Annotated in this window: 25 protein-coding genes and 1 tRNA gene; 12 read left to right on the top strand and 14 right to left on the bottom strand. The window is 66.5% G+C overall.

The genetic code is table 11. The annotated features are described in order from the left end of the window. The first annotated feature begins 193 nt into the window (after positions 1-193). Positions 194-397: a helix-turn-helix domain-containing protein gene (locus GGR47_RS02400; protein WP_147034829.1), complete on the top strand. Its 204-nt coding sequence runs from the start codon at positions 194-196 to the stop codon at positions 395-397. Positions 398-836: 439 nt separating this feature from the next. Next, the gene (locus GGR47_RS02395) at positions 837-1,394 is read left to right on the top strand and encodes a hypothetical protein (protein WP_147034830.1); all 558 of its coding nucleotides are present in this window, start codon (positions 837-839) and stop codon (positions 1,392-1,394) included. 91 nt (positions 1,395-1,485) lie between these two features. Here the strand turns inward: GGR47_RS02395 and GGR47_RS02390 are convergent. The 4 genes from GGR47_RS02390 to GGR47_RS02375 all read right to left on the bottom strand — a co-directional run bounded on the left by GGR47_RS02390 (position 1,486) and on the right by GGR47_RS02375 (position 4,540). Continuing rightward, a tRNA-Arg gene (locus GGR47_RS02390) sits at positions 1,486-1,562 on the bottom strand. 44 nt (positions 1,563-1,606) lie between these two features. Further along, positions 1,607-2,263, bottom strand: coding sequence for an endonuclease III (gene nth, locus GGR47_RS02385; protein WP_147034831.1), 657 nt, complete (start codon positions 2,261-2,263; stop codon positions 1,607-1,609). 13 nt (positions 2,264-2,276) lie between these two features. Continuing rightward, a complete protein-coding gene (gene dapB / locus GGR47_RS02380; RefSeq protein ID WP_147034832.1) occupies positions 2,277-3,005 on the bottom strand; it encodes a 4-hydroxy-tetrahydrodipicolinate reductase in 729 nt (242 codons plus the stop codon). Positions 3,006-3,190: 185 nt separating this feature from the next. Further along, complete coding sequence (locus GGR47_RS02375) at positions 3,191-4,540, bottom strand: methyl-accepting chemotaxis protein (RefSeq protein ID WP_183949418.1); 1,350 nt, start codon at positions 4,538-4,540, stop codon at positions 3,191-3,193. A 132-nt stretch (positions 4,541-4,672) separates the two neighbouring features. Here GGR47_RS02375 and GGR47_RS02370 point away from each other — a divergent pair, with 132 nt between their 5' ends. The 3 genes from GGR47_RS02370 (at position 4,673) to GGR47_RS02360 (ending at position 7,697) form a co-directional block, all read left to right on the top strand. After that, on the top strand, positions 4,673-4,864 hold the full coding sequence (locus GGR47_RS02370; protein WP_147037008.1) for a hypothetical protein: 192 nt from the start codon (positions 4,673-4,675) through the stop codon (positions 4,862-4,864). 193 nt (positions 4,865-5,057) lie between these two features. Next, entirely contained in the window at positions 5,058-6,899 is a 1,842-nt protein-coding gene (locus GGR47_RS02365) for a methyl-accepting chemotaxis protein (RefSeq protein ID WP_147037009.1), read from the top strand. Positions 6,900-6,974: 75 nt separating this feature from the next. Beyond that, positions 6,975-7,697 carry an NAD-dependent deacylase gene (locus GGR47_RS02360; protein ID WP_147037010.1) on the top strand — a complete coding sequence of 241 codons (723 nt, stop codon included), beginning with the start codon at positions 6,975-6,977 and terminating at the stop codon, positions 7,695-7,697. A 125-nt stretch (positions 7,698-7,822) separates the two neighbouring features. Here GGR47_RS02360 and era read toward each other — a convergent pair whose 3' ends face one another. The 4 genes from era to lepB form a co-directional block, all read right to left on the bottom strand. After that, on the bottom strand, positions 7,823-8,722 hold the full coding sequence (era, locus tag GGR47_RS02355; RefSeq protein ID WP_017977724.1) for a GTPase Era: 900 nt from the start codon (positions 8,720-8,722) through the stop codon (positions 7,823-7,825). Further along, a complete protein-coding gene (locus GGR47_RS19320; protein WP_147037011.1) occupies positions 8,719-9,210 on the bottom strand; it encodes a GIY-YIG nuclease family protein in 492 nt (163 codons plus the stop codon). The genes era and GGR47_RS19320 overlap by 4 nt, the downstream gene beginning before the upstream one ends. Before the next feature lie 70 nt (positions 9,211-9,280). Continuing rightward, a complete protein-coding gene (gene rnc, locus GGR47_RS02345; RefSeq protein ID WP_147037019.1) occupies positions 9,281-9,949 on the bottom strand; it encodes a ribonuclease III in 669 nt (222 codons plus the stop codon). Continuing rightward, complete coding sequence (lepB, locus tag GGR47_RS02340; RefSeq protein ID WP_147037012.1) at positions 9,946-10,800, bottom strand: signal peptidase I; 855 nt, start codon at positions 10,798-10,800, stop codon at positions 9,946-9,948. Before lepB ends, rnc begins: the two co-directional genes overlap by 4 nt. Before the next feature lie 131 nt (positions 10,801-10,931). Between lepB and pgi the strand changes: the two genes are divergently transcribed. Genes pgi through gorA form a run of 4 tightly spaced genes read left to right on the top strand, consistent with a single transcriptional unit; the run spans position 10,932 to position 14,425 of the window. After that, entirely contained in the window at positions 10,932-12,422 is a 1,491-nt protein-coding gene (pgi, locus tag GGR47_RS02335; protein WP_147037013.1) for a glucose-6-phosphate isomerase, read from the top strand. Positions 12,423-12,466: 44 nt separating this feature from the next. Continuing rightward, the gene (locus tag GGR47_RS02330) at positions 12,467-12,673 is read left to right on the top strand and encodes a type II toxin-antitoxin system VapB family antitoxin (protein WP_147037014.1); all 207 of its coding nucleotides are present in this window, start codon (positions 12,467-12,469) and stop codon (positions 12,671-12,673) included. Continuing rightward, on the top strand, positions 12,670-13,074 hold the full coding sequence (gene vapC, locus GGR47_RS02325) for a type II toxin-antitoxin system VapC family toxin (protein WP_147037015.1): 405 nt from the start codon (positions 12,670-12,672) through the stop codon (positions 13,072-13,074). The genes GGR47_RS02330 and vapC overlap by 4 nt, the downstream gene beginning before the upstream one ends. A gap of 4 nt (positions 13,075-13,078) precedes the next feature. After that, on the top strand, positions 13,079-14,425 hold the full coding sequence (gene gorA, locus GGR47_RS02320) for a glutathione-disulfide reductase (RefSeq protein ID WP_147037016.1): 1,347 nt from the start codon (positions 13,079-13,081) through the stop codon (positions 14,423-14,425). 53 nt (positions 14,426-14,478) lie between these two features. Here gorA and GGR47_RS02315 read toward each other — a convergent pair whose 3' ends face one another. From GGR47_RS02315 to GGR47_RS02290, 6 genes are all read right to left on the bottom strand, one after another. After that, entirely contained in the window at positions 14,479-15,255 is a 777-nt protein-coding gene (locus tag GGR47_RS02315; protein ID WP_147037017.1) for an enoyl-CoA hydratase/isomerase family protein, read from the bottom strand. Between the two features lie 168 nt (positions 15,256-15,423). Next, entirely contained in the window at positions 15,424-15,861 is a 438-nt protein-coding gene (locus GGR47_RS02310; RefSeq protein WP_183949417.1) for a c-type cytochrome, read from the bottom strand. Next, entirely contained in the window at positions 15,861-17,216 is a 1,356-nt protein-coding gene (locus GGR47_RS02305) for a dihydrolipoamide acetyltransferase family protein (protein WP_147037448.1), read from the bottom strand. Before GGR47_RS02305 ends, GGR47_RS02310 begins: the two co-directional genes overlap by 1 nt. A gap of 1 nt (position 17,217) precedes the next feature. Continuing rightward, positions 17,218-18,225, bottom strand: a complete 1,008-nt coding sequence (locus GGR47_RS02300) for an alpha-ketoacid dehydrogenase subunit beta (protein WP_147037449.1) — start codon at positions 18,223-18,225, stop codon at positions 17,218-17,220. 187 nt (positions 18,226-18,412) lie between these two features. Then, a complete protein-coding gene (locus GGR47_RS02295) occupies positions 18,413-19,699 on the bottom strand; it encodes a 3-methyl-2-oxobutanoate dehydrogenase (2-methylpropanoyl-transferring) subunit alpha (RefSeq protein WP_020486371.1) in 1,287 nt (428 codons plus the stop codon). Positions 19,700-19,932: 233 nt separating this feature from the next. After that, positions 19,933-20,934, bottom strand: coding sequence for a fumarylacetoacetate hydrolase family protein (locus GGR47_RS02290; protein ID WP_147037329.1), 1,002 nt, complete (start codon positions 20,932-20,934; stop codon positions 19,933-19,935). Between the two features lie 273 nt (positions 20,935-21,207). On the opposite strand from GGR47_RS02290, the gene GGR47_RS02285 reads away from it, so the two are divergent. The 3 genes from GGR47_RS02285 (at position 21,208) to GGR47_RS02275 (ending at position 24,386) form a co-directional block, all read left to right on the top strand. Further along, positions 21,208-22,362 (top strand): acyl-CoA dehydrogenase family protein, encoded by a 1,155-nt coding sequence (locus tag GGR47_RS02285; protein WP_147037330.1) that lies wholly within the window; start codon positions 21,208-21,210, stop codon positions 22,360-22,362. A gap of 285 nt (positions 22,363-22,647) precedes the next feature. Next, positions 22,648-24,003: a DEAD/DEAH box helicase gene (locus GGR47_RS02280; protein WP_017977710.1), complete on the top strand. Its 1,356-nt coding sequence runs from the start codon at positions 22,648-22,650 to the stop codon at positions 24,001-24,003. Positions 24,004-24,119: 116 nt separating this feature from the next. Beyond that, positions 24,120-24,386 carry a hypothetical protein gene (locus GGR47_RS02275; protein WP_147037332.1) on the top strand — a complete coding sequence of 89 codons (267 nt, stop codon included), beginning with the start codon at positions 24,120-24,122 and terminating at the stop codon, positions 24,384-24,386. Positions 24,387-24,440: the final 54 nt, after the last annotated feature.

Below are 24,440 nucleotides of genomic sequence, written 5' to 3'. Positions count from 1 at the left end.
ATATATAAGTTATTAGATTATCTGATCCTTAGAAGGAAGAAAAATACATCTCTTTACCCGGTAAAGAGATAAAAACCGAGCAGTAGAGAATAAGGAACTGCATTGGATTATCGAGCAAGTTGCCGGGTAATGTCTCAGTAAATGACTTCTCACCGGCGGCGTGTCGGCTACATCGAGCGGCGGAGGCGCTCGAATGTATGAAGAACTCACCCGACCTGCACCGCTGCGGCTGGCGTACAGCGTGGACGAAGCGGCCCGCGCCACCGGCTTAGGCCGGACGACGCTGTTCAAGCTCATCGGCGACGGCACGTTGCCATCGGTGAAGATTGGCAAGCGCCGCGTCATCCGTGCGGCTGACCTGGACAACCTCCTGGCCATCGGCTCGGCGGCGGCCTGAACGGCCAAGAACCCGTGAGGCCGCCTAGGAAGCCCGTACAGCGCATCGCGCCGCCGCGGGCACCCGACTAGCCTAGCAGGGCGCAACGCCCCTCCTGAAGAATCCTAGGCAAATTTTGACAGAGCAAGGGGCAGTCGTTGCCCTTTCTGTCGAAAATATCGCGGCATGCTGCCGCCGACCATCACGATAAATCGCGGATTTAGTGCGCAAGAAGCGTGTCACCCTTCTTGCCAGCGCCGCCGCCGCAGCTATTGTCCGTCTGTTGCTCCGACTTTGAACGGAAGGAGCGGCCCGCAATCGGCGGCTGACACAGGCTCTCGACCAAACGGTCGGGCGGCCTGCGGAATACAAGAGCTTCGGCGAATACGCGGGAGGCGTGTACCTGTGTCTGCGTCGTTCAACCGACCCGACTGTCGGGCGGTGCGGCGAGCACGGGCGAATGGATATGCTTGCAACAGCAGCTTCAATCTTAGGTTTGATCGCGGCGGCCAGCCTTCAAACCTCGGCGCAGTCCGAGACGCTCAACCAGCTTGAGGCGCAGTTGTCGCAACAGGATGCCTCCTTGAGAGAGATTAGTCGCGAGACAATCAGCCTGCATGCGCAACGCATCGAGATTGATCGTTCGTTAGAACTCAGACGCGAAGAGGCTCAATCGCTTCGGACTCGATTTCCGCGACTCACAGTGTCGGACACCTTCAACACGCAACAATTCGTGTCAGAACTTCAGGCGGAAGAGCAGCGCCTGCGGCAGGACAAGGCGGACACGCTCTATGCGATATTGCTCGTCAGAAACGAACAGGTCTGCACATCACTTCGTGACATTGAACAGACAGCGGGTCGTGTTCAGCAATCGCCTGATTGGGCGCGCATGACTTTGGAGGAGCGATCCGCTGTCCGAGCAGCGGTCGTGCAAGCGCGGGAGCAGGCATACAGCAACGGCGATCCCTGCAAGCCTGCTGCACGTCCCAGCATGAGTAGCAGCATGATCGATGACTGATAGCTGAGTCGCGCAAGGACCGCACGCTACACCCGATTTTACCGGATCATTACCGGATGGCCGCTGATACTGCCATTAAGTCATTCAAAAATGGCGCACCCGACAGGATTCGAACCTGTGACCTCTGCCTTCGGAGGGCAGCGCTCTATCCAGCTGAGCTACGGGTGCCTGGGTGGCTCGCCTAGCAAAGGCCTCGGGGTTGCGCCAGTGCTTTATGGGGCCTTGGTACGCTTGGGTGGCGGGGTCTTGGGCTTGTAGGCGCACAGGTCGGCGACGGGGCAGCGCCAGCATTCGGGCGTGCGCGCCTTGCAAATGTAGCGGCCGTGCAGGATCAGCCAGTGATGCGCGTGCAGGCGAAAGGGCTGCGGCGTCGCCTTGTCGAGCTTCAGCTCCACCGCGAGCGGCGTCTTGCCGCGGGCAAGGCCGGTGCGGTTGCCGACGCGGAAGATATGCGTGTCCACCGCAAAGGTTTCGGCGCCGAAGGCGACGTTAAGAACGACGTTGGCGGTCTTGCGGCCCACGCCGGGCAGCGCCTCCAACGCCGCACGGTCGTTCGGCACCTCGCTGTCGTGCTGCGCGATCAGGGCTTCCGACAGCGCGATGACGTTCTTCGCCTTGGTATTGAACAGGCCGATCGTCTTGATGTGCTGTTTCAGGCCGTCCTCACCCAGCGCCACCATCTGTTCGGGCGTCTTCACCTCGGCGAAGAGCGCGCGCGTCGCCTTGTTGACGCCGGCATCGGTCGCCTGGGCGGACAGCACCACCGCGACCAGCAGCTGGAAGACGTTGCCCGATTCCAGCTCGGTTTCGGGATGCGGGTTCGCTTCCGCCAGACGGCGGTAGAATTCGAAGACGTCTGCCTTTTTCACCGGCCCCTCGTGATCACAGGCCGAGCACGTCGCCCATGCGATAGCGGCCGGCGGGCTGGCCCGCCAGCCACAGCGCGGCCCGCACCGCGCCCTTGGCGAAGATGCCGCGATCCTGTGCCAGATGGGCAAGTTCGATCCGTTCGCCCTCGCTGGCGAAGACGACATTGTGATCGCCGACGATCGAACCGCCGCGGATGCTGGCCAGCCCGATCGTGCCCTCGGTCCGCGCGCCCGTCAGCCCCGCGCGGCCGTCGACGCGCAATTCGGACAGCGTCGTCCCCCGCCCGCTCGCGGCGGCCTCGCCAAGCAGGATCGCGGTGCCGGACGGCGCGTCGACCTTGTGGCGGTGATGCGCCTCTACGATTTCGATATCCCAGTCGGTGCCGAGCCGAATTGCCGCCTCGCGGACCAATTGCGCGAGCAACGTGACGCCCAATGACGTGTTGCCGGTCTGGAGCACCGCAATGTCAGTCGCCGCGGCGTCGATCATGGCATGCTGGTCGAGGCTGAGGCCGGTGGTGCCGATGACGATCGGCGTGCGCGTCGCGCGGGCGGCGGCGACATGCGCCTCCAGCGCGGCGGGGGTGGAGAAATCGACCAGAACGTCGGATATTTGCGCAAGCGCGTGCGGATCGCCGCCGGCATCGACGCCGCCCGCCAGTCGCGCGCCCGCCGCCTCGATCTGTTCGGCGATCGCGCGGCCCATCCGGCCGCTGCTGCCATAGATGCCGATCGCGGTCATAGCGCCCCCGACAGGTCACGAGGGGCGCACGAACACGCAAGGTTCGCAGAGCGACGGCAGCGCAGGTCACAGGTCATGCCGCCCGTCTGGCACAAGTCGAGCGCGCAGGACAGGTGGGAGCTTTGGCCGGAATTGTTGATCGGCGCCCGACGCCACCCGCGCGCGACCGGGGTCAGCGCCGAGCGTCAGCGGCGGGCGCGGCCGGCGAGGGCTACGACCCGGCCGGTCATCGCCGGCTCGTGCCGCGCCTCGCCGACGCGGAAGCGGCAGACGGCATCGGCGAGGCGTTCCGCATCCGCCGCCAGATTGCGGGCGGCGGCGGTGGTTTCCTCGACCATCGCGGCATTCTGCTGCGTCATCGCATCCATCTCGCCGACCGCCGTGTTGATCTGGCTGAGCCCGCTGGCCTGCTGGCGCGCGGCGGACGCGATGCTGGCGACCGAGCTGCTGATGTCGGCCATCTGCGTGATGATCCGCTGGAGCGCAGCGCCGGTTTCGGAGACGAGGCCGACGCCATTGTCGACCTGTAGCGTCGAGGCGGTGATCCGCGCCTTCACGTCGCGCGCCGCATCGGCCGAGCGCTGCGCCAGCGCACGCACTTCGGAGGCGACGACCGCAAAGCCCTTGCCCGCATCGCCCGCGCGCGCCGCCTCGACCCCGGCATTGAGCGCGAGCAGGTTCGTCTGGAAGGCGATGCCGTCGATGACGCTGATGATTTCGGAAATCTCGTTCGACGCGCGTTCGATTCCCGCCATCGCCTGCATGGCACGTTCGACGACGACGCTCGATTCCTCCGCCGCGCGGTGCGCGCCGGCGACGATCGTCTCAGCCCGGCCGGCGGTGTCGGCGGTGACGCGGACGTTGCTGGTGATCTCGTCCATCGCCGCGGCGGTTTCTTCGAGGCTCGCCGCCTGACGCTCGGTGCGCAGCGACAGATCGTCCGCCGCGGTGCGGATGTCGCCGCAACCCGACGCGAGGCCGTTGCCGACCGCGACCACCGTCTGGAGCGAATCCTGCATCGTCGCGGCGGCGCTGTTGAAGCTGGCGCGCAGCGGTTCGAATTCCGGATTGAATGCGGCGTCGATCCGCACGGTGAGGTCGCCCCCCGCCAGGCGTTCCAGCCCCTCGCCGATCGCATCGACGACCTGCGACGTCGCGGTCATGTCCTGCACCAGCACGAGGACCTCTGCCCCGCCGTCGATCGCCACCGGGATCAGCGTGACCAGCATGCGCACGATCTGGTCGTTACGCATGTTGAGCCATTCGAACCGGGCATGGCCGTCACGGATGGCCTGCGAGACGCGCTCGTTGACATGTTCGATCGTCGGACGCCCGTCGCCCTGTGCCGGTGCCGAGAAGACCACGGGATTCTGCCCGAGGATCGCGGCGGTCGGCGCGCCATACACCTGCTCGGCCGCCGCGTTGCAGGCGACGAACCGGTTATCGCGCAACAGCATCATCGCGTCGGGCGAATGACGGAAGACGGCGAGCGCAGTGCGCGCTTCGAGCGTGTCGGAAGAGCGTTTGAACAGCATGGTTAAACCGATATCGACCGTTTCTTAACATGCGGTTGATCCGGATCGGCACTATCGGCCCGTCCGTGACGCACGGACGTGACACCCCCCGCAGCCGTTGCCTGCCAAGGTCGCGCAAGCCAGTCTGCCCTGATGTGGACCACCGTCCTGACGATCATCGCGATCACCATCCCCGCGCTCTACTGTCTTGCGAGAGGGATCATCGACCTGCGCGCCCGCCGTTATGGCTGGGGCCTGATCGGAGTGTTCAGCGCGATACTGCTTTTCCTTATCCCGATTCCGACTAACGTCATCAAGTTAGACTTGCCGGTCTCCGGACAGTGATCACACCGGTTTGCAACGGCCGATATTTTCCAGTCTTTTCAGGTGGACAGATACGTCCACGCGCCCCCCCCCTACTTCAATAAGCCACTGCTCTGAGGAGATTTTCCAGGCCACTTTCCGACATCTGGTTTATGGCCATAGTGAACCGTTTTATTAACGCATGTTGTTTATCGGGTCCTCTCAGGAGGATCGCATGACTATCCGCAACAAGCTCTTTTCTTGCCTCGCATCCCTCGCCGTGGCGATCGTGCTGCTCGCAGGCGTGTCGCTGTGGAGCATGCACAACAGTAAGACGTCGCTCGATTCGATCCTGCAGGATCGAGTGGTGCCGATGCGCGATCTGAAGATGGTCGCAGACAAATATGCCGTCGATATCGTCGATGCGTCGCACAAGGCGCGCAACGGCAATCTCAGCTTCGCCCAATCGTCGGCAAAAGTGCGCGCCGGATTGCGCACCTTGCACGAGCATTGGAAGGCCTATCGCGCCACCCGCATCACCGGCGACGAAGCCGCGCTGGCCGACGAGGCGGAGGCGCGCATGCGCATTGCGGACGAGCGCGTCGCCGAACTCCAGACGATTTTGGATAGCGGCGATCGCGCCGCGCTCGACCATTTCGTCGTCGCCTCTCTGTATCGAGCCATCGATCCGGTGTCGGAATCGATCGGCAAGCTCGTCGACCTGCAACTGAAGATCGCGGAGCAAACCGGCACCAACGCCACCGTCACCGCGCAGACGAACCGCACGATCATGATCGCACTGGTGCTTGCCGGAATCGCGGTGCTTGCCGTGTCGCTGTTCATCATCGCGTCGAAGGTCGTCACGCCGGTCAAACGCCTGTCCGGAACGATCCGCGGGCTGGCCGCACAGAATGGCACGGCCACCGTGCCGCATCTGGATCAGCAGGACGAGATCGGCGACATCGCGCGGGCGGTCGACATCTTCCGCGACTCCGTCGTCAGGGCCGAACAGGACAAGGCCGCTGTCGCCGCGCAGGCGACCGAGGCGCTGGCGACCGGGCTGGCCGCCCTGGCCGACGGCGACCTTACCTGCCAGCTGAACGGCAGCTTCCCGCCCGCCTATGCCAAGCTGCAGTCGGACTTCAACGACGCGGCCGCATCGCTGCGCAGCGCCCTGTCGCAGGTCACGGAGTCGGCGAGCGGCATCAACAGCGGCGCCAACGACATTCGCCAGGCTTCGGACGATCTGTCGCAGCGGACCGAGCAACAGGCGGCATCGCTGGAGGAAACCGCGGCCGCGATGGACGAGATCACCGCGACCGTCCGGTCGACAGCGGAGCGTGCCGGTCGCGCCGACGCCGCGATGCGCGACGCTCGCGTCGAAGCCGAGCGTTCGGGCGAGGTTGTGCAGCGCGCGGTCGATGCGATGGGCGGGATCGAACGCACCTCGCACGAAATTTCCGAAATCATCAGCGTGATCGACGGCATCGCCTTCCAGACGAACCTGCTGGCGCTGAATGCCGGCGTCGAGGCCGCGCGCGCCGGCGATGCCGGCAAGGGCTTCGCCGTGGTCGCATCCGAAGTGCGTGCGCTGGCGCAGCGCTCTGCCGAAGCGGCGAAGGATGTGAAGGCGCGGATCACCGCGTCCTCGGTTCAGGTGACGGCGGGCGTCCAGCTGGTCGGCGAGACGGGCGACGCGCTCAGCCGCATCATCGGCAAGATCGGCGAGATCAATGGCCTGGTCTCCGCGATCGCGGCGTCGGCCGAGCAGCAAGCGACCGGCTTGCAGCAGATCAACACCGCCGTGTCCGAGATGGACGGGGTGACCCAGCAGAATGCCGCGATGGTGGAGGAGGCGACGGCCGCCGCGCGCAGCCTGGCATCCGAAGTCGAGGAGATGAGCCGCCAGATCGCTCGGTTCCGGGTGGGCGAGGCCCCGGTGGGCGCCGCCGTACCCGTCGCCGTCCTGCGTCACCGCCCCGCCCCGGCCGCACAGCGTATCGCCCGCCCCGCGCCGCCACGCGCGGTCGGCAATACCGCGCTGGCGGTGAGCAACGACGACTGGTCGGAATTCTGACCGCGGGGATGGTGGTGCACCGGTCGCCGGCCACCACCTTCCCGCCACCCGGTTCCGGCCCTATCGTCGCGGATCATGACCGCCATCCGCAACATCGTCGTCCTGACTGGAGCCGGCATCTCCGCCGAATCCGGCATCGCCACCTTCCGCGGGCCGGGTGGGCTGTGGGAGGGGCACCGCGTGGAGGACGTCTGTACGCCGGAAGCGTTGGCGGCGGACCCGGCGCTGGTGCATCGCTTCTACGACCTGCGGCGGGCGGCGCTGGCCGAGGTCGCGCCCAATGCCGCGCATATGGCACTGGCGCGGCTGGATCGCGCGTGGACGGGCGAATTGCTGATCGTGACGCAGAATGTCGACGATCTGCACGAGCGTGCCGGTGCGACGCGGCTGCTGCACATGCATGGCGAGCTGAAATCGGCGCTGTGCGCGGTCTGTGGCATCCGCGAGGATTGGGACGGCGCGCTGCCGCCCGACACCGAATGCCCCAATTGCGGCGAGCCGGCGCTGCGCCCCGACATCGTGTTCTTCGGCGAGATGCCCTATCACATGGACCGGATCGAGGCGGCGCTGGCGGCGTGCGACCTGTTCGTATCGATCGGGACGTCGGGCGCGGTCTATCCCGCCGCCGGCTTCGTGCAGATGGCGGACGCCTATGGCGCCGACACGCTGGAGCTGAACCTGGAGCGATCGGCGGGCAGCGGCTTCTTTGCCGAGACGCGGCTGGGGCCGGCGGGGGAGCTGGTGCCGGCATGGGTGGATGCGCTGCTGGCGGAGGCTGGCAGCCCGGCTGAGGGATAGCTCCGCGCCCTCCTCATGCCTCCCCCGCCAGGGGGAGGTGGCATCGCGCAGCGGTGACGGAGGGGGATAGAACGCCGCATGCCGCACCATGCGGGCGTAGTCGCCGGCAACGGGAAGAGAGGCCTTTACTCGACCCAGTCGAGACCGATGTCGCGGTAGATCTCGCGGTCTTCGTCCCAGCCGGGCTTGACCTTCACATGCAGGTAGAGGTGGACCGGCACGCCCAGGATGCCGGCGAGTTCGGTGCGTGCGCGCGCGCCGATGTCGCGGATGCGCACGCCGCCCTTGCCCAGCACGATCGCGCGCTGCGTCGGGCGTTCGACCAGGATCTGCTGGTGGATTTCGACCGATCCGTCCTCGCGCTCGCTATACTTTTCCGTCTCGACCGTGCTCGCGTAGGGCAGTTCGGCGTGGAGCTGGAGGTAGAGCTGTTCGCGCGTCACCTCGCTGGCGAGCGCGCGTTCGGTGGCGTCGGAGACCTGATCCTCCGGATAATGCCACGGCCCCTCCGGCATTGCCGCGGCGAGCGCGGACTTGAGCTCGGCAAGGCCGTCGCCGGTCTGCGCCGAGACGAACCACGTGTCGGCGAAGTGCATCAACGCGTTGAGCTTTTCGGCGTGGAGCAGCAGCTTGGGCTTGTCCGCGACGTCGACCTTGTTGAGGATCAGGATCTTGGGTTCAGGCCGGTCCTTCAGCGCCTCGGCGATGCGTTCGACCTTGGGGCCGATGCCGCCCTTGCCGTCCACCACGAGCGCGATCATGTCCGCGCCCTCGGTGCCGCTCCACGCCGCGGACACCATCGCGCGGTCGAGACGGCGCTGCGGTTCGAAGATGCCGGGCGTGTCGACCAGCAGGATCTGCGCCGCATCTTGAATCGCGACGCCGAGCAGCTTGGTGCGCGTCGTCTGCGCCTTGGGGCTGACGATGGCGACCTTCTGGCCGACGAGCGCGTTGACGAGCGTGGACTTGCCCGCGTTGGGCGCGCCGACGACGGCGACGAGGCCGCAATGTTGGGTCTGGGTCATGACATAAGGTCCGAAATATCGATAGGGGCGGCCATAATGGCGAAGCGGGCTTCGACAGGCTCAGTGCGAACGGAGCTGGGCCGATTGGGCACCGGCGCGGCGCTCGCGGTTACCTGCGCTTCGACAAGCTCAGCGCGAACGGGACGGGTTGGAAGGGGAGCCTCCCCCCTCTCCGTTCGCCCTGAGCCTGTCGAAGGGCGGGGTGCGGCCTGGCGATTGCGGGCGAGGTCACGCAACGATTGCCAGTCGGACGCGATCAGCGCTTCCTTCTTCGCGCGGCTCCAGCCCTTGATGCGGCGCTCCGCCTCCAAGGCTTCCAGGCGAGTGGGAAAGTCTTGCGCCCACACCAACGTCACGGGACGGCGCGTCTTCGTATAGCCTTCATACGCTCCGCTCTGATGCGCACCGATGCGGGCATCAAGTTGATCGGTATGGCCGGTATAATAGCTGCCATCCTTGCAGCGGAGAAGATACGCCCAGAACACCATCAGCGGAGCGCTAGCGGATGCCCGCCCTTCGACAGGCTCAGGGCGAACGGTGGGCAAGAGGATAAGGCGTTCACCCCGCCACCTTCGCCAGCAGGGCCTTGGCCGCCGCGGTTTCGGCGATCTGCTTGTTGGCCCCCGTCGCGGTGGCTTCCGCGAAGGTCCCGATCTTCGCCTGCACCGTGAACCGTGGCGCATGATGCGGGCCGGAGCGATCGACGACGACATATTCGGGCGTGCGGCGACCATGCGCGGCGGCCCATTCCTGCAGCGCCGACTTGGGGTGCTGCGGCGCCTTGTCGCTGCGGCGAACGCGGTCGCCCCAGGCGGTGCGGACGAAAGTGCGTGCCGCATCCAGGCCGGCCTCGCGATACCAGGCGCCGATCAGCGCCTCCATCACGTCGCCCAGGATATTGTCGCTCTCATACGCCCCGTCATCGCGCGCTTGTTTGCCGAGCTTCAGATGCGCGCGCACACCGATCGACCGGGCGACATCGGCGCAGACCGCGCCCGTCACCAGCGCGTTCAGGCGCTTCGACAGGCTGCCTTCGGTCTCCCGGGGAAACAGCTCCCACAGCCATTCCGCCATGATGAGGCCGAGCACGCGGTCGCCGAGAAATTCGAGCCGCTCGTAATTCTCCGCCGCCTGGCTGCCATGCGTCAGCGCACGCGCGAAGGGAGCGAGGTCGGCGGGTGCCCGGCCGAAGGTCTGCGCAATCCAGCTGGCGAGATCGGGGGTCAGAAGCCTTCTCCGATGCGGTTCCAGCGTGCGGCGGTGAACCAGCTGATCGGATTGAACCAACGATAGTTGCCGTTGGTCGAGAAGAAGGTGACGGCCGCCTTGCCCTCGATCCGCTCCATCGGGATGTAACCCATGCCGATCGGCGCGGGGAAACGGCTGTCGGCGCTGTCGTCGCGATTGTCGCCCATCAGGAACACGCTGCCGGCGGGCACGGTGTAGAGGCCGGTGTCGTCCGCCTGCGGGATATCCGCCTGGTCGAGCACCATATAGCTCTTGCCGTTGGGCAGGGTCTCGCGGAACTGGGGGTAGCGGCAGATCGGCTGCCCCTTTGCGTCGACATCGACGAAGGTCGCGCCGCACTTCTGCTCGTTGAAATTGGCGGTCAGCGGCAGGACGAAGTCGGCGACGCGCTGCTTGGGAACGGGCACGCCGTTCAGGATCACCTGGCCGCGGCGCATTTGGATCGTGTCGCCGGGCAGGCCGATGACGCGCTTGATGACGTCATGATCGGCGTGTTCGGGATCGGTATCGCCGGGGGCGGGATCGGGCGAGCGGAACACGACGACGTCGCCGCGCGCAGGGTTGCGGCCGAGCAGGCGGCCCGGGATCGGTGGGAAGCCGTAGGGCAGCGACCAGCGCGAATAGCCGTAATTCCATTTGGTGACGAACAGATAGTCGCCGATCAGCAACCGCGGCAGCATCGATTCGCTGGGAATCGAGAAGGGCGCGAAGATGAAGCTGCGCAGGATGAACACGGCGACCGCCAGCTTCACGAGGAAGCGGATCGTCTCGCTAGTTTCCGAGCGGGGCTGTACCGGCTTGGGCGTCGCGGGGGCAGGAGTATCGGCCATAGGAGCGGAGCTTTAGCCGCCCCCGTGCGTCCTCACCAGTCGTTCCGGTGTCGGCGGAAACGGGCTTGTCGCCCGGCGCAGGATCGATACGGGACGGTCACGACTTACCCCTCCCCATGAAGGACGGACATATGAGCGACTGGTCTGCGATCGAAGCCCTGCCCTCCCCCAAGCTGATGGACCTGTTCGCCGAGGACGGCGATCGGCTGAAGACGTTCAGCCTGGACGTCTCCGGCATCCATTTCGACTGGTCGAAGACGCATCTGACGCGCGACGCGGTCGCGGCGTTCGAAGCGCTGGCCAAGGCGAAGGATTTAGCCGGCAAGCGCGACGCGATGTTCGGCGGCCAACACGTCAACGTCACCGAAGATCGCCCGGTCGAGCACACGGCCGAACGCGGCGAGGGCAACCCCGACAGCGTCGCCCGCGCCCGCCGCTTCCACGAGCGGATGCGCGCGCTGATCGACGCGATCGAGGCGGGCGCGCTGGGCGACATCCGCCACGTCCTCCACATCGGCATCGGCGGATCGGCGCTGGGGCCGGATTTGCTGGTCGATGCGCTGGGGCGCGAAGACAAGCGCTACGATGTCGCCATCGTCTCCAACGTCGACGGCGTCGCGCTGGAAGAGGCGATCAAGGATTTCGACCCGTCGGCGACGCTGCTCGTCATCGCCAGCAAGACCTTCACCACCAAGGAAACCATGCTCAACGCCGAATCGGCGATGCAGTGGTTCCGCGAACACGGCGTCGAAGACCCGTACGGCAAGGTGATCGCGCTGACCGCGGCGCCCGACAAAGCGATGGAATGGGGCGTCGACGAAACGCGCATCCTGCCGTTCAGCGAAGGCGTCGGCGGCCGCTATTCGCTCTGGTCGTCGATCGGCTTCCCGGCGGCGGTGGCGCTGGGCTGGGGCGCGTTCGAGGAGCTGCTGGAAGGCGCGGCCGAGATGGACCGCCATTTCCGCCTGACCGCGCTGCACGAGAACGCACCCGCGCTCGCCGCCTTCGCCGACCTCTATTACACGCAGGTCCGCCACGCCGAAACGCGCGCGCCCTTCGCGTACGACGAGCGGCTGCGGCTGCTGCCGAGCTACCTCCAGCAGCTCGAGATGGAGTCGAACGGCAAGGGCGTGACGGTGGACGGCCAGCCGGTCGGGCGGCCGACCGCGGCGATCACCTGGGGCGGCGTCGGCACCGATGCGCAGCATGCGGTGTTCCAGCTGCTCCACCAGGGCACGCACCTCGTCCCCGTCGAGTTCATCGCGGTGATCGAGCCGGGCGATACGCTGGCGGAGGATCACCATCGCCAGCTGCTGCTCAATGCCTTCGCGCAGGGCGCCGCGCTGATGAAGGGCAAGCAGGTGGACGATCCTGCGCGCTCGTACAGCGGCGACCGCCCGTCCTCGACGATCCTGCTCGACGTGCTCGACCCGCGCACGCTGGGCGCGCTGATCGCCTTCTACGAACACCGCGTGTTCGTGAACGGCGTGCTGCTCGGCATCAACAGCTTCGACCAGTTCGGGGTCGAGCTGGGCAAGGAAATGGCCAAGGCGGCCGACCAGGGCGGGCAGGAGTTCGATCCCTCGACGGAAGACCTGATCCGCCGCGCCGGTCTGGATTGAGCTCGGGCTAGACGCTATGTGTATGGCTCGGCGGAGCCATACACATGCGGACGAATATCGACATCGATGAAACGCTGATGGCCAAGTTCATGGCTGCGCTGAATATCAGCAGTAAGAGCCAGGCTGTGAACGAAGCGCTACGCACGGCCCTGCGTTTGAAACAGCAGGAAGCGATGCGCGATTTGCGCGGGATCGGCTGGGACGGCGATCTCGACGATATGCGGACCAGCAAATACATCCCTGCTGAATGATCGTCGTCGATTCCAGCGTCTGGATCGACTATTTCCGGGGCGTCCAGTCTGTCCAGACGGCATATCTGGATGCTGCATTTGGACGCACGCCTGTGGTGGCTGGTGACCTAATCGTTGCCGAAGTTCTGCAAGGGTTCAGCGATGATCGGTCTTTCCAATTGGCGGAGGCACGCTTTTCGCTTACCGACCTCCTCGTCATCAGCGACCACCGCGTCGCCGTACAGGCCGCCCGCAATTACCGTCACTTACGCAGCCTCGGCATCACCATCCGCAAGACGATCGACACGCTGATTGCGACGCGGTGCATCCTCGACCGGCTTCCCTTGTTATACAGCGATCGCGATTTCGACCCTTTCGTGCAGCATCTGGGCCTTCGCCCGGCGCTCGCCACCCCGGAGTAACACCATGCCCCAATACGACTACGACCTCTTCGTCATCGGCGCAGGGTCCGGTGGCACGCGCGCGAGCCGCGTCGCAGCGGCGCATGGCGCGCGCGTGGCGGTGGCCGAAGAGTATCGCGTCGGGGGCACCTGCGTGATCCGCGGCTGCGTGCCCAAGAAGCTGCTCGTCTATGGCGCGCACTTCGCAGAGGATCTGAAGGACGCCAAGCGCTTCGGCTGGCAGGTGCCCGACCAGTGCGACTTCGACTGGAAGACGCTGCGCGACAATGTGCTGGAGGAGGTCGACCGGATCAACGGCGCCTATACGCAAACGCTGGAAACGCATGGCGTCGAGATCATTCACCAGCGCGCCACCGTCAGCGGCCCGCACAGCGTGCGGCTGGCCGATGGCACCGAGAAGACCGCGGAACGCATCCTGATCGCGGTCGGCGCGCATCCGGCCGTCCCCGCCTGCCCCGGCGCCGAACACGGCATCACCAGCAACGAGGCGTTCCACCTCGATGCGATCCCCAAGCGCATCCTGATCGCCGGCGCGGGCTATATCGCCAATGAATTCGCCGGCATCTTCCACCAGTTCGGCGCGCACGTGATCATCATGAACCGCACGCAGGACATCCTGCGCGGTTACGACCTGTCGATCCGCGATCGCCTGCTCCAGATCAGCATGATGAAGGGGCTGGAGTTCAAGTTCGACGCCAATTTCGAACGCCTCAAAAAGGGCGAGGATGGCTGCCTGACCGTCCATATGTCGAACCACGAGCCGGTGACGGTCGACATGGTGATGTTCGCGACCGGTCGCGTGCCCAACACCGAAGGTCTCGGGCTCGAAGAGGCTGGCGTCGCGCTGGAAAAGGGCGCGGTCGTCGTTGACGAGCAGAACCGGTCGAGCGTCGAGAGCATCTTCGCGATCGGCGACGTCACCAACCGCATCCAGCTGACCCCCGTCGCGATCCGCGAGGGCCAGGCGTTTGCCGACACCTTCTTCGGCAACAAGCCCACCACGGTCGATTACGCCAACATCCCGTCGGCCGTCTTCAGCCATCCGCCGATGGCGGGCGTCGGAATGACCGAGAGCGAGGCGAAGCAGAAGCTGGGGTCGGTCGCAGTCTATTCGTCCGATTTCCGGCCGATGAAGAACGTGCTGGCCGGGCGCAACGAGCGCGCGCTGTACAAGATGGTGTGCGACGGCGTGTCGGGGAAGATCGTCGGGCTGCACATGATCGGGCCGGACGTGCCGGAGATCCTCCAGGCCGCGGCGATCGCGGTAAAGGCGGGGCTGACCAAGGCGCAGTTCGACGACACGGTCGCGCTGCATCCGACGATGGCGGAAGAGCTGGTGCTGATGAAATAAGCGCCCCCGTCACCCCGGACTCGGTCCGGGGCGACGGCGTGTATGGGACGGCGTCAGGCCCCCACGAACCGCCCCGGACGACGTTCGTTCACAGCGCGCACGCCCTCGGCAAAGTCGGCGGTCTTCTGCAACCAGGCCTGTTCGGCGAGTTCGTGGTCGGTCTGCGCCTCGAGCAGCGCAAACAGGTCGCCGCGCATCGTTGCCCGAGTCGACTGCACCGCGAGCGGCGCTCCCGCTGCAATCTCCTGCGCCAATGCCAGCGCCTCGGCGCGCAGGCGGTCGGCGGGCACCAGCAGATCGACGAGACCCCAGTCCGCCGCCTGCTCCGCCTTGATGCGACGCGCGGTGAGATTCATCAGCAGTGCGCGCTGGCGGCCGATCACCCGCTCCAGCACCGCCGAGATGCCGAAGCCCGGGTGAAATCCCAGCGCGACAAAATTGGCGACGAAGCGCGCCTCCGGCGCCGCGACGCGGAAATCGGCGACGAGCGCGAGGCCGAGGCCTGCTCCCACCGCCGCGCCCTGGATCGCGGCAACGACCGGCGTTTTCACCGCGTAGAGTCGCGCGGCGGCGACGTAGAACGGGTTGCGCGTGCCCGCGGGCTGGTCCTTTTCGACCGGATTGTCGCGGGCGAGGTCGGCACCGGCGCAGAAGATGCGGCCATCCGATTGCAGCACGATCGCGCGTACCTGCGGGTCGGCATCCGCCGCAGCAAAGGCGGCGCCGATCGCCTCGATCAGCGCGAGATCGGCGAAATTGTGCGGCGGGCGGGCGAAGGTGAGGATCGCGACATGGCCGTCGCGGGCGGTGTGGACGAGGGGCTGGGTCATGGCGCGACAGTGGCGCGGATCGGGTTTGCGCGCCAGTGGGTGGCTTACCGGGTAGCCTTTACAGCTATATCCGCCATCCCAACGCAGGCTGGGAGCTTTCGCTTGCCGGACGACACAGCCGATTACAGGAAGACCCCAGCCTGCGCTGGGGTGACGCAGTTCACGCGCTCAATGTTGCGCGCTGAGATAGGCGATCAGGTCGGCGCGGGCGAGCGGGTCGGCGAGGCCGGGATAGCCCATCGACGTGCCGGGTGCGAAGCGGCGCGGGTTGGTAAGCCACGCATCCATCCGCTCTGGCGTCCAGCGGCCGCCGATGCGCTGCAGCGCGGCGGTGTAGCCGAAGCGCGGACTGACGCCGGCGACCGGCGCGCCCATCGCGCCGAACAGATTGGGTCCGTTGCGATCGGGCGCGCCCTTGCGGATCGCATGGCAGGCCGCGCAGGCGTTGAACAACCGCACGCCCGTCCCGGCATCCGCGACGCGCAACAGCGCCGTGACGTCCGGGTTGGGCCCTGCCGCGCGCAGCCGGGCCGCGCGGTCCGCACCGCCATCGCCGCAGCTGGCGAGCAGCAGCGCGACGGCGGCGGCGGCGGCGGCCCCGCGCATCAGTCGGCGAACAGCAGGACCGGCGTCTCGAGCTGCGTCTTGAGCGCCTGAATATAGCTCGCCGCGTCCCAGCCATCGACGACGCGATGGTCGCAACTGATCGACACGTTCATCAGCTTCGCCCGACGGATTTCGTCACCCCGGCCGGTGAAGACGGGGCGCTCGACAATCTTGTTCGGCCCGATGATCGCGACCTCCGGCCGGTTGATGACCGGCGTCGTCGCGATGCCGCCGAGCGGCCCGAGCGAGGTGACAGTGATCGTGCCGTTGCCGAGCTCGTCCGGCTTCAGCTTGTTGGCGCGGGCGGCTTCGGCGAGGCGCGATATCTCGGCGGCGAGCTGCCAGACGTTCTTGTCCTGCGCGTCGCGGATGACCGGCACGGTCAGCCCGGCGTCGGTCTGCGCCGCCATGCCGAGGTGCACGCGGCCGGACCGCGTCACCACGCCCGCTTCGTCGTCGTAACGTGCGTTGAGCATCGGGAATTGCGGCAGCGTGCGGCAGATCGCGACGATCAGCAGCGGCAGCATGGTGAGCTTGGGCCGCGGACCGCGGTGCGCGTTGAGATCGGCGCGCATCGCCTCCAGCGCGGTCACGTCCACCTCGTCGACATAGGTGAAGTGCGGGATGTGGCGCTTGGCGGCGGCCATATTCTCGGCGATGCGACGACGCATGCCGATGACGCGGACCTGTTCGTCCTCACGCGCACGCGATGCGCCGGGGGCATGATAGCCTTGGCCGGCATTGTAGCGCAGGAAGGCGTCGAGGTCGGCGTGGCGGACGCGATCGGCGTCGGTCTTCACCTGGGCCAGATCAATGCCGAGATCGCGCGCACGGGCGCGCACGGCTGGCGAGGCGAGGACGTGGGCGGTGGGCGCCTTCTCCGCCGTTCGCACTGAGTCTGTCGCAGGGCCGGTCGACGCGGGCGGTGCGCTCGGGGCCTGTGCTTCGACAGGCTCAGCACGAATGGGGGATGGCGTATCGCCCGATCCCGCCGGCGCGGTCACGGCCACCGCTTCGACCGCCTCGACGCCGGGGTTCTCGGCCTCATATTGCTGCGCAACCTCGGCCTGTTCCGCCGTCGCGGGCGCGGCGACGACCTCGCCCTCCCCCGCTTCCTCGGTCTCGATCACGACCAGCGCCGCGCCGATCGCGACCTGGTCGCCGACTTCGCCCGCCAGTTCGACGACGACGCCCGACACCGGCGATTCCATCTCGACGGTCGCCTTGTCGGTCATCATGTCTGCGATGTTCTGGTCTTCCTCGACGCGGTCGCCGACGGCGACGTGCCAGGCGACGATCTCGGCCTCGGCGATGCCTTCGCCGATGTCGGGCAGGCGGAAGGTGAAGCGGCCCATCTTATGCGTCCTTCATGATCTTCTTGAGCGCCTGGCCGATGCGGACCGGGCCCGGGAAATACGCCCATTCGAGGCTGTGCGGGTATGGCGTGTCGAAACCGGTCACGCGCTCGATCGGCGCTTCGAGGTGGTAGAAGCAGCGTTCCTGCACCAGCGCGGACAGTTCGGCGCCGAAGCCCGACGTGCGCGTCGCCTCGTGGACGATCATGCAGCGACCGGTCTTCTTCACCGACGCCTCGATCGTCTCGATGTCGAGCGGCACGAGCGTGCGCAGGTCGATGATCTCGGCATCGACGCCTTCGTCGGCGATCACCTGCGCACAGACATGGACCATCGTGCCATAGGCGAGGATCGTCAGCGCCTCGCCAGCACGCACGACCTTTGCCTTGCCCAGGTCGACGCGGTAATAGCCGGTCGGCACCTCGCCGCCGGGGTGCTTCGACCAGTTTTCCGCCGGCCGATCCCAATGGCCGTTGAACGGGCCGTTGTAGATGCGCTTGGGTTCGAGGAACAGGACGGGATCGTTATCCTCGATCGCCGCAATCAGCAGGCCCTTGGCGTCATAGGGCGTCGACGGGATCACGGTCTTCATGCCCGACACGTGAGTAAAAATACCCTCCGGGCTCTGCGAGTGCGTCTGGCCGCCGAAGATACCGCCACCATAGGGTGAGCGGATCGTGATCGGAGAGGTGAACTCGCCCGCCGAGCGATAGCGCAACCGCGCCGCCTCGCTGACCAATTGGTCGAGCGCGGGATAGATGTAATCCGCGAACTGGATTTCGGGGACGGGGCGCAGGCCATAGGCGCCCATGCCGATCGCGACGCCCATGATGCCGATCTCGGTGATCGGCGTGTCGAACACGCGGGTCTTGCCGTATTTCGCCTGGAGCCCCGCGGTCGCGCGGAACACGCCGCCGAAATAGCCGACGTCCTCGCCCATCACCATCACGTCCGCGTCGCGTCCCATGCAGACGTCGAGCGCGGAATTGATCGCCTGGATCATGTTCATGCGGGTGGTGGCAGGCGTGTCGATCGTGGTGTCGGTCATGGCGTCACTCATAATCCCTCTCCCAGCGGGAGAGGGAGGGAGCCGCGAAGCGGCGGAAGGGTGAGGGTCGAAAGGCAGGCTGCCCTCACCCTTCCCACTGCCTCCGGCAGCGGGCCCCTTCCCTCTCCCGCTGGGAGAGGGAGATACATCACTTGCGCGCCCATGGCCGCCCGCTCGCTTCTTCCTCGGCGATCATCTGCGCCTGTTGTTCGCGCAGATGCCACGGCATCTCTTCGAACACGCCGTCGAACAGGCTGTCCAACGGCTGGTGCAGACCATGGCCTAGGATGCCGTTCTTCTCCGCGTCCTTCTGCTGCGCACGGACGTATTCGGCCAGCTCGCGGTCCTGCGCGGCGTGGCGCTCCTCGTCCCATTCGCCGATGACGATGAGGTGCTGTTTCAGCCGCGCGATCGGATCGCCGAGCGGCCAGGCGGTCGGTTCGCCCGCGCTGCGATATTGCGTCGGATCATCGGAGGTCGAGTGGCCTTCCGCGCGATAGGTGAAATGCTCGATCAACGTCGGACCGGCGTTGGTGCGCGCGCGCTCCGCCGCCCACAGCGTCGCGGCATAGACCGCGAGCGCGTCATTGCCGTCGACGCGCAGGCCGGCGATGCCATAGCCGATCGCCCGCGCCGCGAAGGTCGTCGATTCGGCGCCCGCAAAGCCGGAAAAGCTCGAAATCGCCCATTGGTTGTTGACGACGTTGAAGATCACCGGCGCGCGATAGACGGACGCAAAGGTGCAGGCCGAATGGAAGTCGCCCTCCGCGGTAGACCCCTCGCCGCACCAGGTCGCCGCGATACGCGTGTCGCCCTTCGCCGCCGACGCCATCGCCCAGCCGACGGCCTGCGGATATTGCGTCGTCAGGTTACCGGAGATCGAGAAGAAGCCGAAATCCTTCGCCGAATACATGATCGGCAGCTGCTTGCCCTGCAGCTTGTCGCCGGTGTTCGAGTAGATCTGGTTCATCATCTCGACCAGCGGATAGCCGCGCGCGATGAGCAGCCCCTGCTGGCGATAGGACGGGAAGCACATGTCGTCCGCGTCGAGCGCCTGCGCCGCGGCGATCGCCACCGCCTCTTCGCCGGTCGCCTTCATGTAGAAGCTGGTCTTGCCCTGGCGCTGCGCACGGAACATGCGCTCGTCGAACGCGCGCAACAGCGCCATGTTGCGCAGCATGCGACGCAGCATATCGGGCGACAGCTTGGGGTCCCACGGGCCGACCGCGCGCCCGTCCTCGTCGAGGACGCGGACCATCGTATAGGCGAGGTCGGTGAAATCGTGCGCCGATTCGGCGGTGTCGGGCCGTCGTGCGGCACCGGCCGGGGGGATGTCCACGCCGACGAAATCGACGGGATCGCCGGGGCGGAACTTGGGTTCCGGCACGTGCAGCCGCAGGGGCTGCAAATTGGCGCGAGGATGCTCGCCGGCCACGTTTCTCTCCTGTCCGTGCCCCGCGGGAGTCGCCGGCACCGTTGATCGATACTTTCGCGCCGTTGTAATTAGATTTCAAGCGAGATTTACGGCTTTCCAATCCTCCCCGGCACGGGGAGGGGGACCGCCCGGCGCAGCCGGGTGGTGGAGGGGCAGCCACGCGCGATGGCACTGCTTGGCCGCCCCTCCGTCACCGCTTCGCGGCGCCACCTCCCCGTGCCGGGGAGGAGTTATCACCCCACCGTCTGTTCGATGACGCCGAAGATCGGGTGGTGCTTGTCGTCCTCCGCCCAGATGCGCACCGTGTCGCCCGGCTTGAGGAACGGCGTCGTCGCCTTGCCGGTCGCGATCGTTTCGACGGTGCGCAGCTCGGCGAGGCAGCAATAGCCGACGCCGCCCTCGGCGATCGTCTTGCCGGGGCCTCCGTCGGCACCGCGGTTGCTGACGGTGCCCGATCCGACGATCGTCCCCGCCCCCAGCGCGCGCGTCTTGGCGGCATGTGCGACCAGCGTGCCGAAATCGAAGGTCATGTCCTCGCCCGCCTCGACCCGGCCAAAGGGCTGCCCGTTGAGGTCGACGTTGAGCTTGCGGTGGAGCTTGCCGTCCCGCCACCAGTCGCCCAGCGCATCGGGCGTCACGAACACGGGCGAGAAGGCGCTGGCCGGCTTGGACTGGAAGAAGCCGAAGCCCTTGGCGAGCTCACCGGGGATCAGGCCGCGCAGCGACACGTCGTTGGTCAGGCCGACGAGGCGGATTGCAGCGAGTGCCTCTTCACGGCTTGCGCCCAGCGGTACGTCGCCAGTCACGACGACGACCTCCGCCTCCATGTCGCAGCCCCAACTCTCGTCGCCGAGCGGGATAGGATCGCGGGGGGCGAGGAAGCCGTCCGATCCGCCCTGATACATCAGCGGATCGTGCCAGAAGCTGTCCGGCATCTCGGCCCCGCGCGCCTGCCGCACCAATGCGACGTGGTTCACATAGGCCGAGCCGTCCGCCCACTGATAGGCGCGCGGCAGCGGCGAGGCGGCGTCATGTTCGTGGAAGCGTTCGCGCGGGATCACCGCATGCTCCAGATCGGTCGCGAGATTCTGCAAATCGGGCAGATACCGGTCCCAATCGTCGAGCGCCGCCTGCAACGTCGGCACGATATGGCCCGCGTCCGCGCACCAGGCGAGGTCGTTCGAGACGACGACGAGCCTGCCGTCACGCTTGTGCTTCAGACTGGCGAGTTTCATCGGGCATCCTCTTTTGGTTGGGCGCCCATGCTATCGTCGGCGGTGACGGGATGCACCGAAAAAGTCTCAGGCGTTACGATCTCCTCCATCCGTCCGTGCTGAGCCTGTCGAAGCACGGGTGGCCCCAGGCGCGGCGCTAGGGGAAACCCGCCCTTCGACAGGCTCAGGGCGAACGGCAGGGGTTTCCGAGGCTGTCCGTAACATTTGTTATTTTGTCTTGACGCCAGCGGCGCGCATCCGCAGCCTCCCAACCAAAGACTCAAGGAGAGGATCATGACGCTGGACGATGTCGCGGGCCGCAGCGCCTATGACGGGGATCACGAGGCGTTCCGGCAGAGCGTCCGCCAGTTCCTGCGCAAGGAAGGCGTGCCCAACGTGGCGGACTGGGAGGCGAACCGGCTGGTGCCCCCCGCGTTCTGGCGCGCGGCGGGGGCGGTCGGGATGCTGTGCCCGACGGTGCCGGAGGAATATGGCGGGCTGGGCCTCGATTTCGGCTATAACGCGATCGTCAACGAAGAGCTGACGTATAACGGCGTCCCCGCGGGCTTCACGCTGCAATCGGACATCGTCGTCGGCTATCTGGAGCATTACGGATCGGAGGAGCAGAAGCGCCACTGGCTGCCGCGCATGGTGTCGGGCGAGACGATCACCGCGATCGCGATGACCGAACCGGGCACGGGCAGCGACCTCCAGTCGATCCGCACGACCGCGAAGCGCGACGGCAACCACTACGTCCTCAACGGCAGCAAGACCTATATCACCAACGGCCAGAACGCCGATCTGGTGCTGGTGGTCGCCAAGACCGATCCCGAGGCCAAGCCCGCGTGGCGCGGCATGTCGATCATCCTGGTCGAGGCGGAACGCGAGGGCTTTCGGCGCGGGCGCAAGCTCGACAAGATCGGGCAGGAAGCGGCCGACACGTCCGAATTGTTCTTCGACGACGTGCGCGTGCCGATCACCAATTGCTTAGGCGAAGAGGGTAAGGGCTTCGTCTATCTGATGAGCCAGCTGCCGCAGGAACGGCTGTCGATCGCGGTCGGCGCGCAGGCATCGGCACAGAAGGCGTTCGACGATACCGTCGCCTTCACCAAGGATCGCAAGGCGTTCGCCGGCGTGGTGTTCGATTTCCAGAACACGCGCTTCGTGCTGGCGGGCATCAAGACGAAGCTGCAGGTCGGCTGGGCACATCTCGACTGGGCGATCCGCCGGCATCTGGCGGGCGAGCTGACCAACGAAGAGGGCGCTGCCGCCAAGCTGTGGCACACCGAATTGCAATGGGAAGTGCTCGACGCCTGCCTCCAGCTGCATGGCGGTGCGGGCTATATGAACGAATATCCGATCGCGCGGGCGTGGCGCTCGGCGCGCGTGACGCGGATCTACGGCGGCACGAACGAGATCATGAAGGAGGTGATCGGGCGGGCGTTGTAAGCCTCGCCCTTCGTCATCCCGGCGTTCACCGGGATGACGAATTTCGGGGGAAGCGCGCACGCTCCACCCCACCCCACCTTGACTTTTGCGGCAGTGCAGCGCACATGCCGGGCCATCGAGGCGTCATGCAGCGTGAACGGGTTGGCCCTGCCACCCCCGGCTCCGCCTCGGTCGTTAGCTGAAGGCTTCCCTTTTCACGCGGGGTGTCGGTTTCCCCCGCCGCACCGGCGTGCCCTCTCCTTCGGACGGCGCGCTGGCGAGGCCGTTTTTGAAGGTTGTTATTCCATGTCATTCGCTCATCTCGGCCTTGCCGAGCCGCTCGTCCGTGCGCTCGAGGCCAAGGGCTATGCCACCCCCACGCCGATCCAGGCGCAGTCGATCCCGATCCTGCTGGAAGGCAATGATCTGCTCGGTATCGCGCAGACCGGCACCGGCAAGACCGCGGCGTTCGTGCTGCCGTCGATCCAGCGCCTGGTCGCCGCGCAGAAGCGCGTGCTGCCGACGCATGTCCGCATGCTCGTCCTCGCCCCGACGCGCGAACTCGCCAGCCAGATCGCCGACAATGCGCGCGGCTATGGCCAGTTTTCCAAGCTCAGCGTCGCGACCGTGTTCGGCGGCACCAGCATCAACAAGAACCGCCAGGACCTGAGCCGCGGCGTCGACATCCTCGTCGCGACCCCGGGCCGCCTGATCGACCTGGTCGAGCAGGGCATGTGCAACCTGTCGATGATCGAGATCCTGGTCCTCGACGAAGCCGACCAGATGATGGATCTGGGCTTTATCCATGCGCTCAAGAAGATCGTGCGCATGATCCCGCGCAAGCGCCAGACGTTGTTCTTCTCGGCCACGATGCCGACCGCGATCCGCGATCTCGCCGGCCAGTTCCTCACCAACCCGAAGACCGTGTCGGTGGTGCCGGAATCGACTACTGCCGAGCGCGTCGACCAGTATGTCACCTTCGTCAACCAGACGGAGAAGCAGGCGCTGCTGACGCTGGTGCTGCAGGACCCGGCGATCGATCGCGCGCTCGTCTTCACGCGCACCAAGCATGGTGCCGACCGCGTCGTGAAGCTGCTCGCCGGCAACGGAATCGCGGCGAATGCAATCCACGGCAACAAGAGCCAGGGCCAGCGCGAGCGCGCGCTTGGCGAGTTCAAGGACGGCAAGACCAAGGTGCTGGTCGCCACCGACATCGCCGCGCGCGGCATCGACGTGTCGGGCGTCAGCCATGTCGTCAACTTCGAACTGCCGAACGTCGCGGAACAGTATGTCCACCGCATCGGCCGCACCGCACGTGCGGGCAACAGCGGCATCGCCATCGCCTTCTGCGCGGATGACGAGCGTCCGTATCTGAAGGACATCGAGAAGATCACGCGCCAGAAGGTGACCGTGCGTCCGCTGCCGGACAATTTCACCGGCCTCGCCAATGAGATCAAGGCGACGCGCGTCAAGGCGATCGGTGCGGACCCCGCGCCGCGCGCCGACCTGCCGCGTGGCCAGCGCCAGCCGGCCCGTCCGCGCGCGACGCATGCGCCGACCGCGACGCGCAATTACGCTAACGCCAGCCGCCGTGGCGGCGGTGGCGGCCGCGGCCGCTCGGGCGGCGGTGGCCGTGGACAGGGTGCCGGCGCGGCGCGCTGATCCCCTTCCCTTCGCGACTTTGATGGCGGCCCGGCGAGCATCCCTCGCCAGGCCGTTGTCGTATCCGGCAACCGCCGCGGCCGTTCGCGCATTGTCGCTGGCAAAGGAGAGCAGCCATGGACGTGTCGACCACTCCCGTCGCCGAACGGATCGCCCGCGTGCTCGCCGGGCAGCGGATCAGCGTGAATGCCGGCGGCGATACCGAAAGCGCGAGCGATCAGGTGGACAGCGCGTGGCGCGATTACCTGCCCGATGCCCTGGCGGTGCTGCGCACATTACGCGAGCCGGACCAGCGCATGGCCGCGGCGGGCGACCCGACGGTGTGGGAACGGATGGTACTGGCAGCGATCGAGGAGTCGAAGCCTGAGCGGGTGGTTCTGTAGCCCCCCGTCACCCCGGACTTGATCCGGGGTCCCGCTTCTCAGGCGGCCGGTGAA

Origin of the sequence: Sphingomonas aquatilis (assembly GCF_014196115.1) — a bacterium.
Taxonomy (GTDB): domain Bacteria; phylum Pseudomonadota; class Alphaproteobacteria; order Sphingomonadales; family Sphingomonadaceae; genus Sphingomonas; species Sphingomonas aquatilis.
Note: the sequence above shows the minus strand (reverse complement) of the source record. Positions and strands in the feature narration are given on the sequence as shown.

Bases quoted from the DNA above. Each gene is read 5' to 3' on its own strand.
- GGR47_RS02285 (WP_147037330.1), top strand. From the start codon at position 21,208: ATGACGCTGGACGATGTCGCGGGCCGCAGCGCCTATGACGGGGATCAC.
- pgi (WP_147037013.1), top strand. From the start codon at position 10,932: ATGAGCGACTGGTCTGCGATCGAAGCCCTGCCCTCCCCCAAGCTGATG.
- GGR47_RS02365 (WP_147037009.1), top strand. From the start codon at position 5,058: ATGACTATCCGCAACAAGCTCTTTTCTTGCCTCGCATCCCTCGCCGTG.
- GGR47_RS02330 (WP_147037014.1), top strand. From the start codon at position 12,467: ATGCGGACGAATATCGACATCGATGAAACGCTGATGGCCAAGTTCATG.
- GGR47_RS02375 (WP_183949418.1), bottom strand. From the start codon at position 4,540: ATGCTGTTCAAACGCTCTTCCGACACGCTCGAAGCGCGCACTGCGCTC.
- GGR47_RS02305 (WP_147037448.1), bottom strand. From the start codon at position 17,216: ATGGGCCGCTTCACCTTCCGCCTGCCCGACATCGGCGAAGGCATCGCC.
- GGR47_RS02275 (WP_147037332.1), top strand. From the start codon at position 24,120: ATGGACGTGTCGACCACTCCCGTCGCCGAACGGATCGCCCGCGTGCTC.
- dapB (WP_147034832.1), bottom strand. From the start codon at position 3,005: ATGACCGCGATCGGCATCTATGGCAGCAGCGGCCGGATGGGCCGCGCG.
- GGR47_RS02300 (WP_147037449.1), bottom strand. From the start codon at position 18,225: ATGAACATGATCCAGGCGATCAATTCCGCGCTCGACGTCTGCATGGGA.
- GGR47_RS02290 (WP_147037329.1), bottom strand. From the start codon at position 20,934: ATGAAACTCGCCAGTCTGAAGCACAAGCGTGACGGCAGGCTCGTCGTC.
- vapC (WP_147037015.1), top strand. From the start codon at position 12,670: ATGATCGTCGTCGATTCCAGCGTCTGGATCGACTATTTCCGGGGCGTC.
- GGR47_RS02360 (WP_147037010.1), top strand. From the start codon at position 6,975: ATGACCGCCATCCGCAACATCGTCGTCCTGACTGGAGCCGGCATCTCC.
- GGR47_RS02280 (WP_017977710.1), top strand. From the start codon at position 22,648: ATGTCATTCGCTCATCTCGGCCTTGCCGAGCCGCTCGTCCGTGCGCTC.
- GGR47_RS02310 (WP_183949417.1), bottom strand. From the start codon at position 15,861: ATGCGCGGGGCCGCCGCCGCCGCCGCCGTCGCGCTGCTGCTCGCCAGC.
- GGR47_RS02315 (WP_147037017.1), bottom strand. From the start codon at position 15,255: ATGACCCAGCCCCTCGTCCACACCGCCCGCGACGGCCATGTCGCGATC.
- GGR47_RS02400 (WP_147034829.1), top strand. From the start codon at position 194: ATGTATGAAGAACTCACCCGACCTGCACCGCTGCGGCTGGCGTACAGC.
- lepB (WP_147037012.1), bottom strand. From the start codon at position 10,800: ATGGCCGATACTCCTGCCCCCGCGACGCCCAAGCCGGTACAGCCCCGC.
- GGR47_RS02395 (WP_147034830.1), top strand. From the start codon at position 837: ATGGATATGCTTGCAACAGCAGCTTCAATCTTAGGTTTGATCGCGGCG.
- gorA (WP_147037016.1), top strand. From the start codon at position 13,079: ATGCCCCAATACGACTACGACCTCTTCGTCATCGGCGCAGGGTCCGGT.
- era (WP_017977724.1), bottom strand. From the start codon at position 8,722: ATGACCCAGACCCAACATTGCGGCCTCGTCGCCGTCGTCGGCGCGCCC.
- GGR47_RS02370 (WP_147037008.1), top strand. From the start codon at position 4,673: ATGTGGACCACCGTCCTGACGATCATCGCGATCACCATCCCCGCGCTC.
- GGR47_RS19320 (WP_147037011.1), bottom strand. From the start codon at position 9,210: ATGGTGTTCTGGGCGTATCTTCTCCGCTGCAAGGATGGCAGCTATTAT.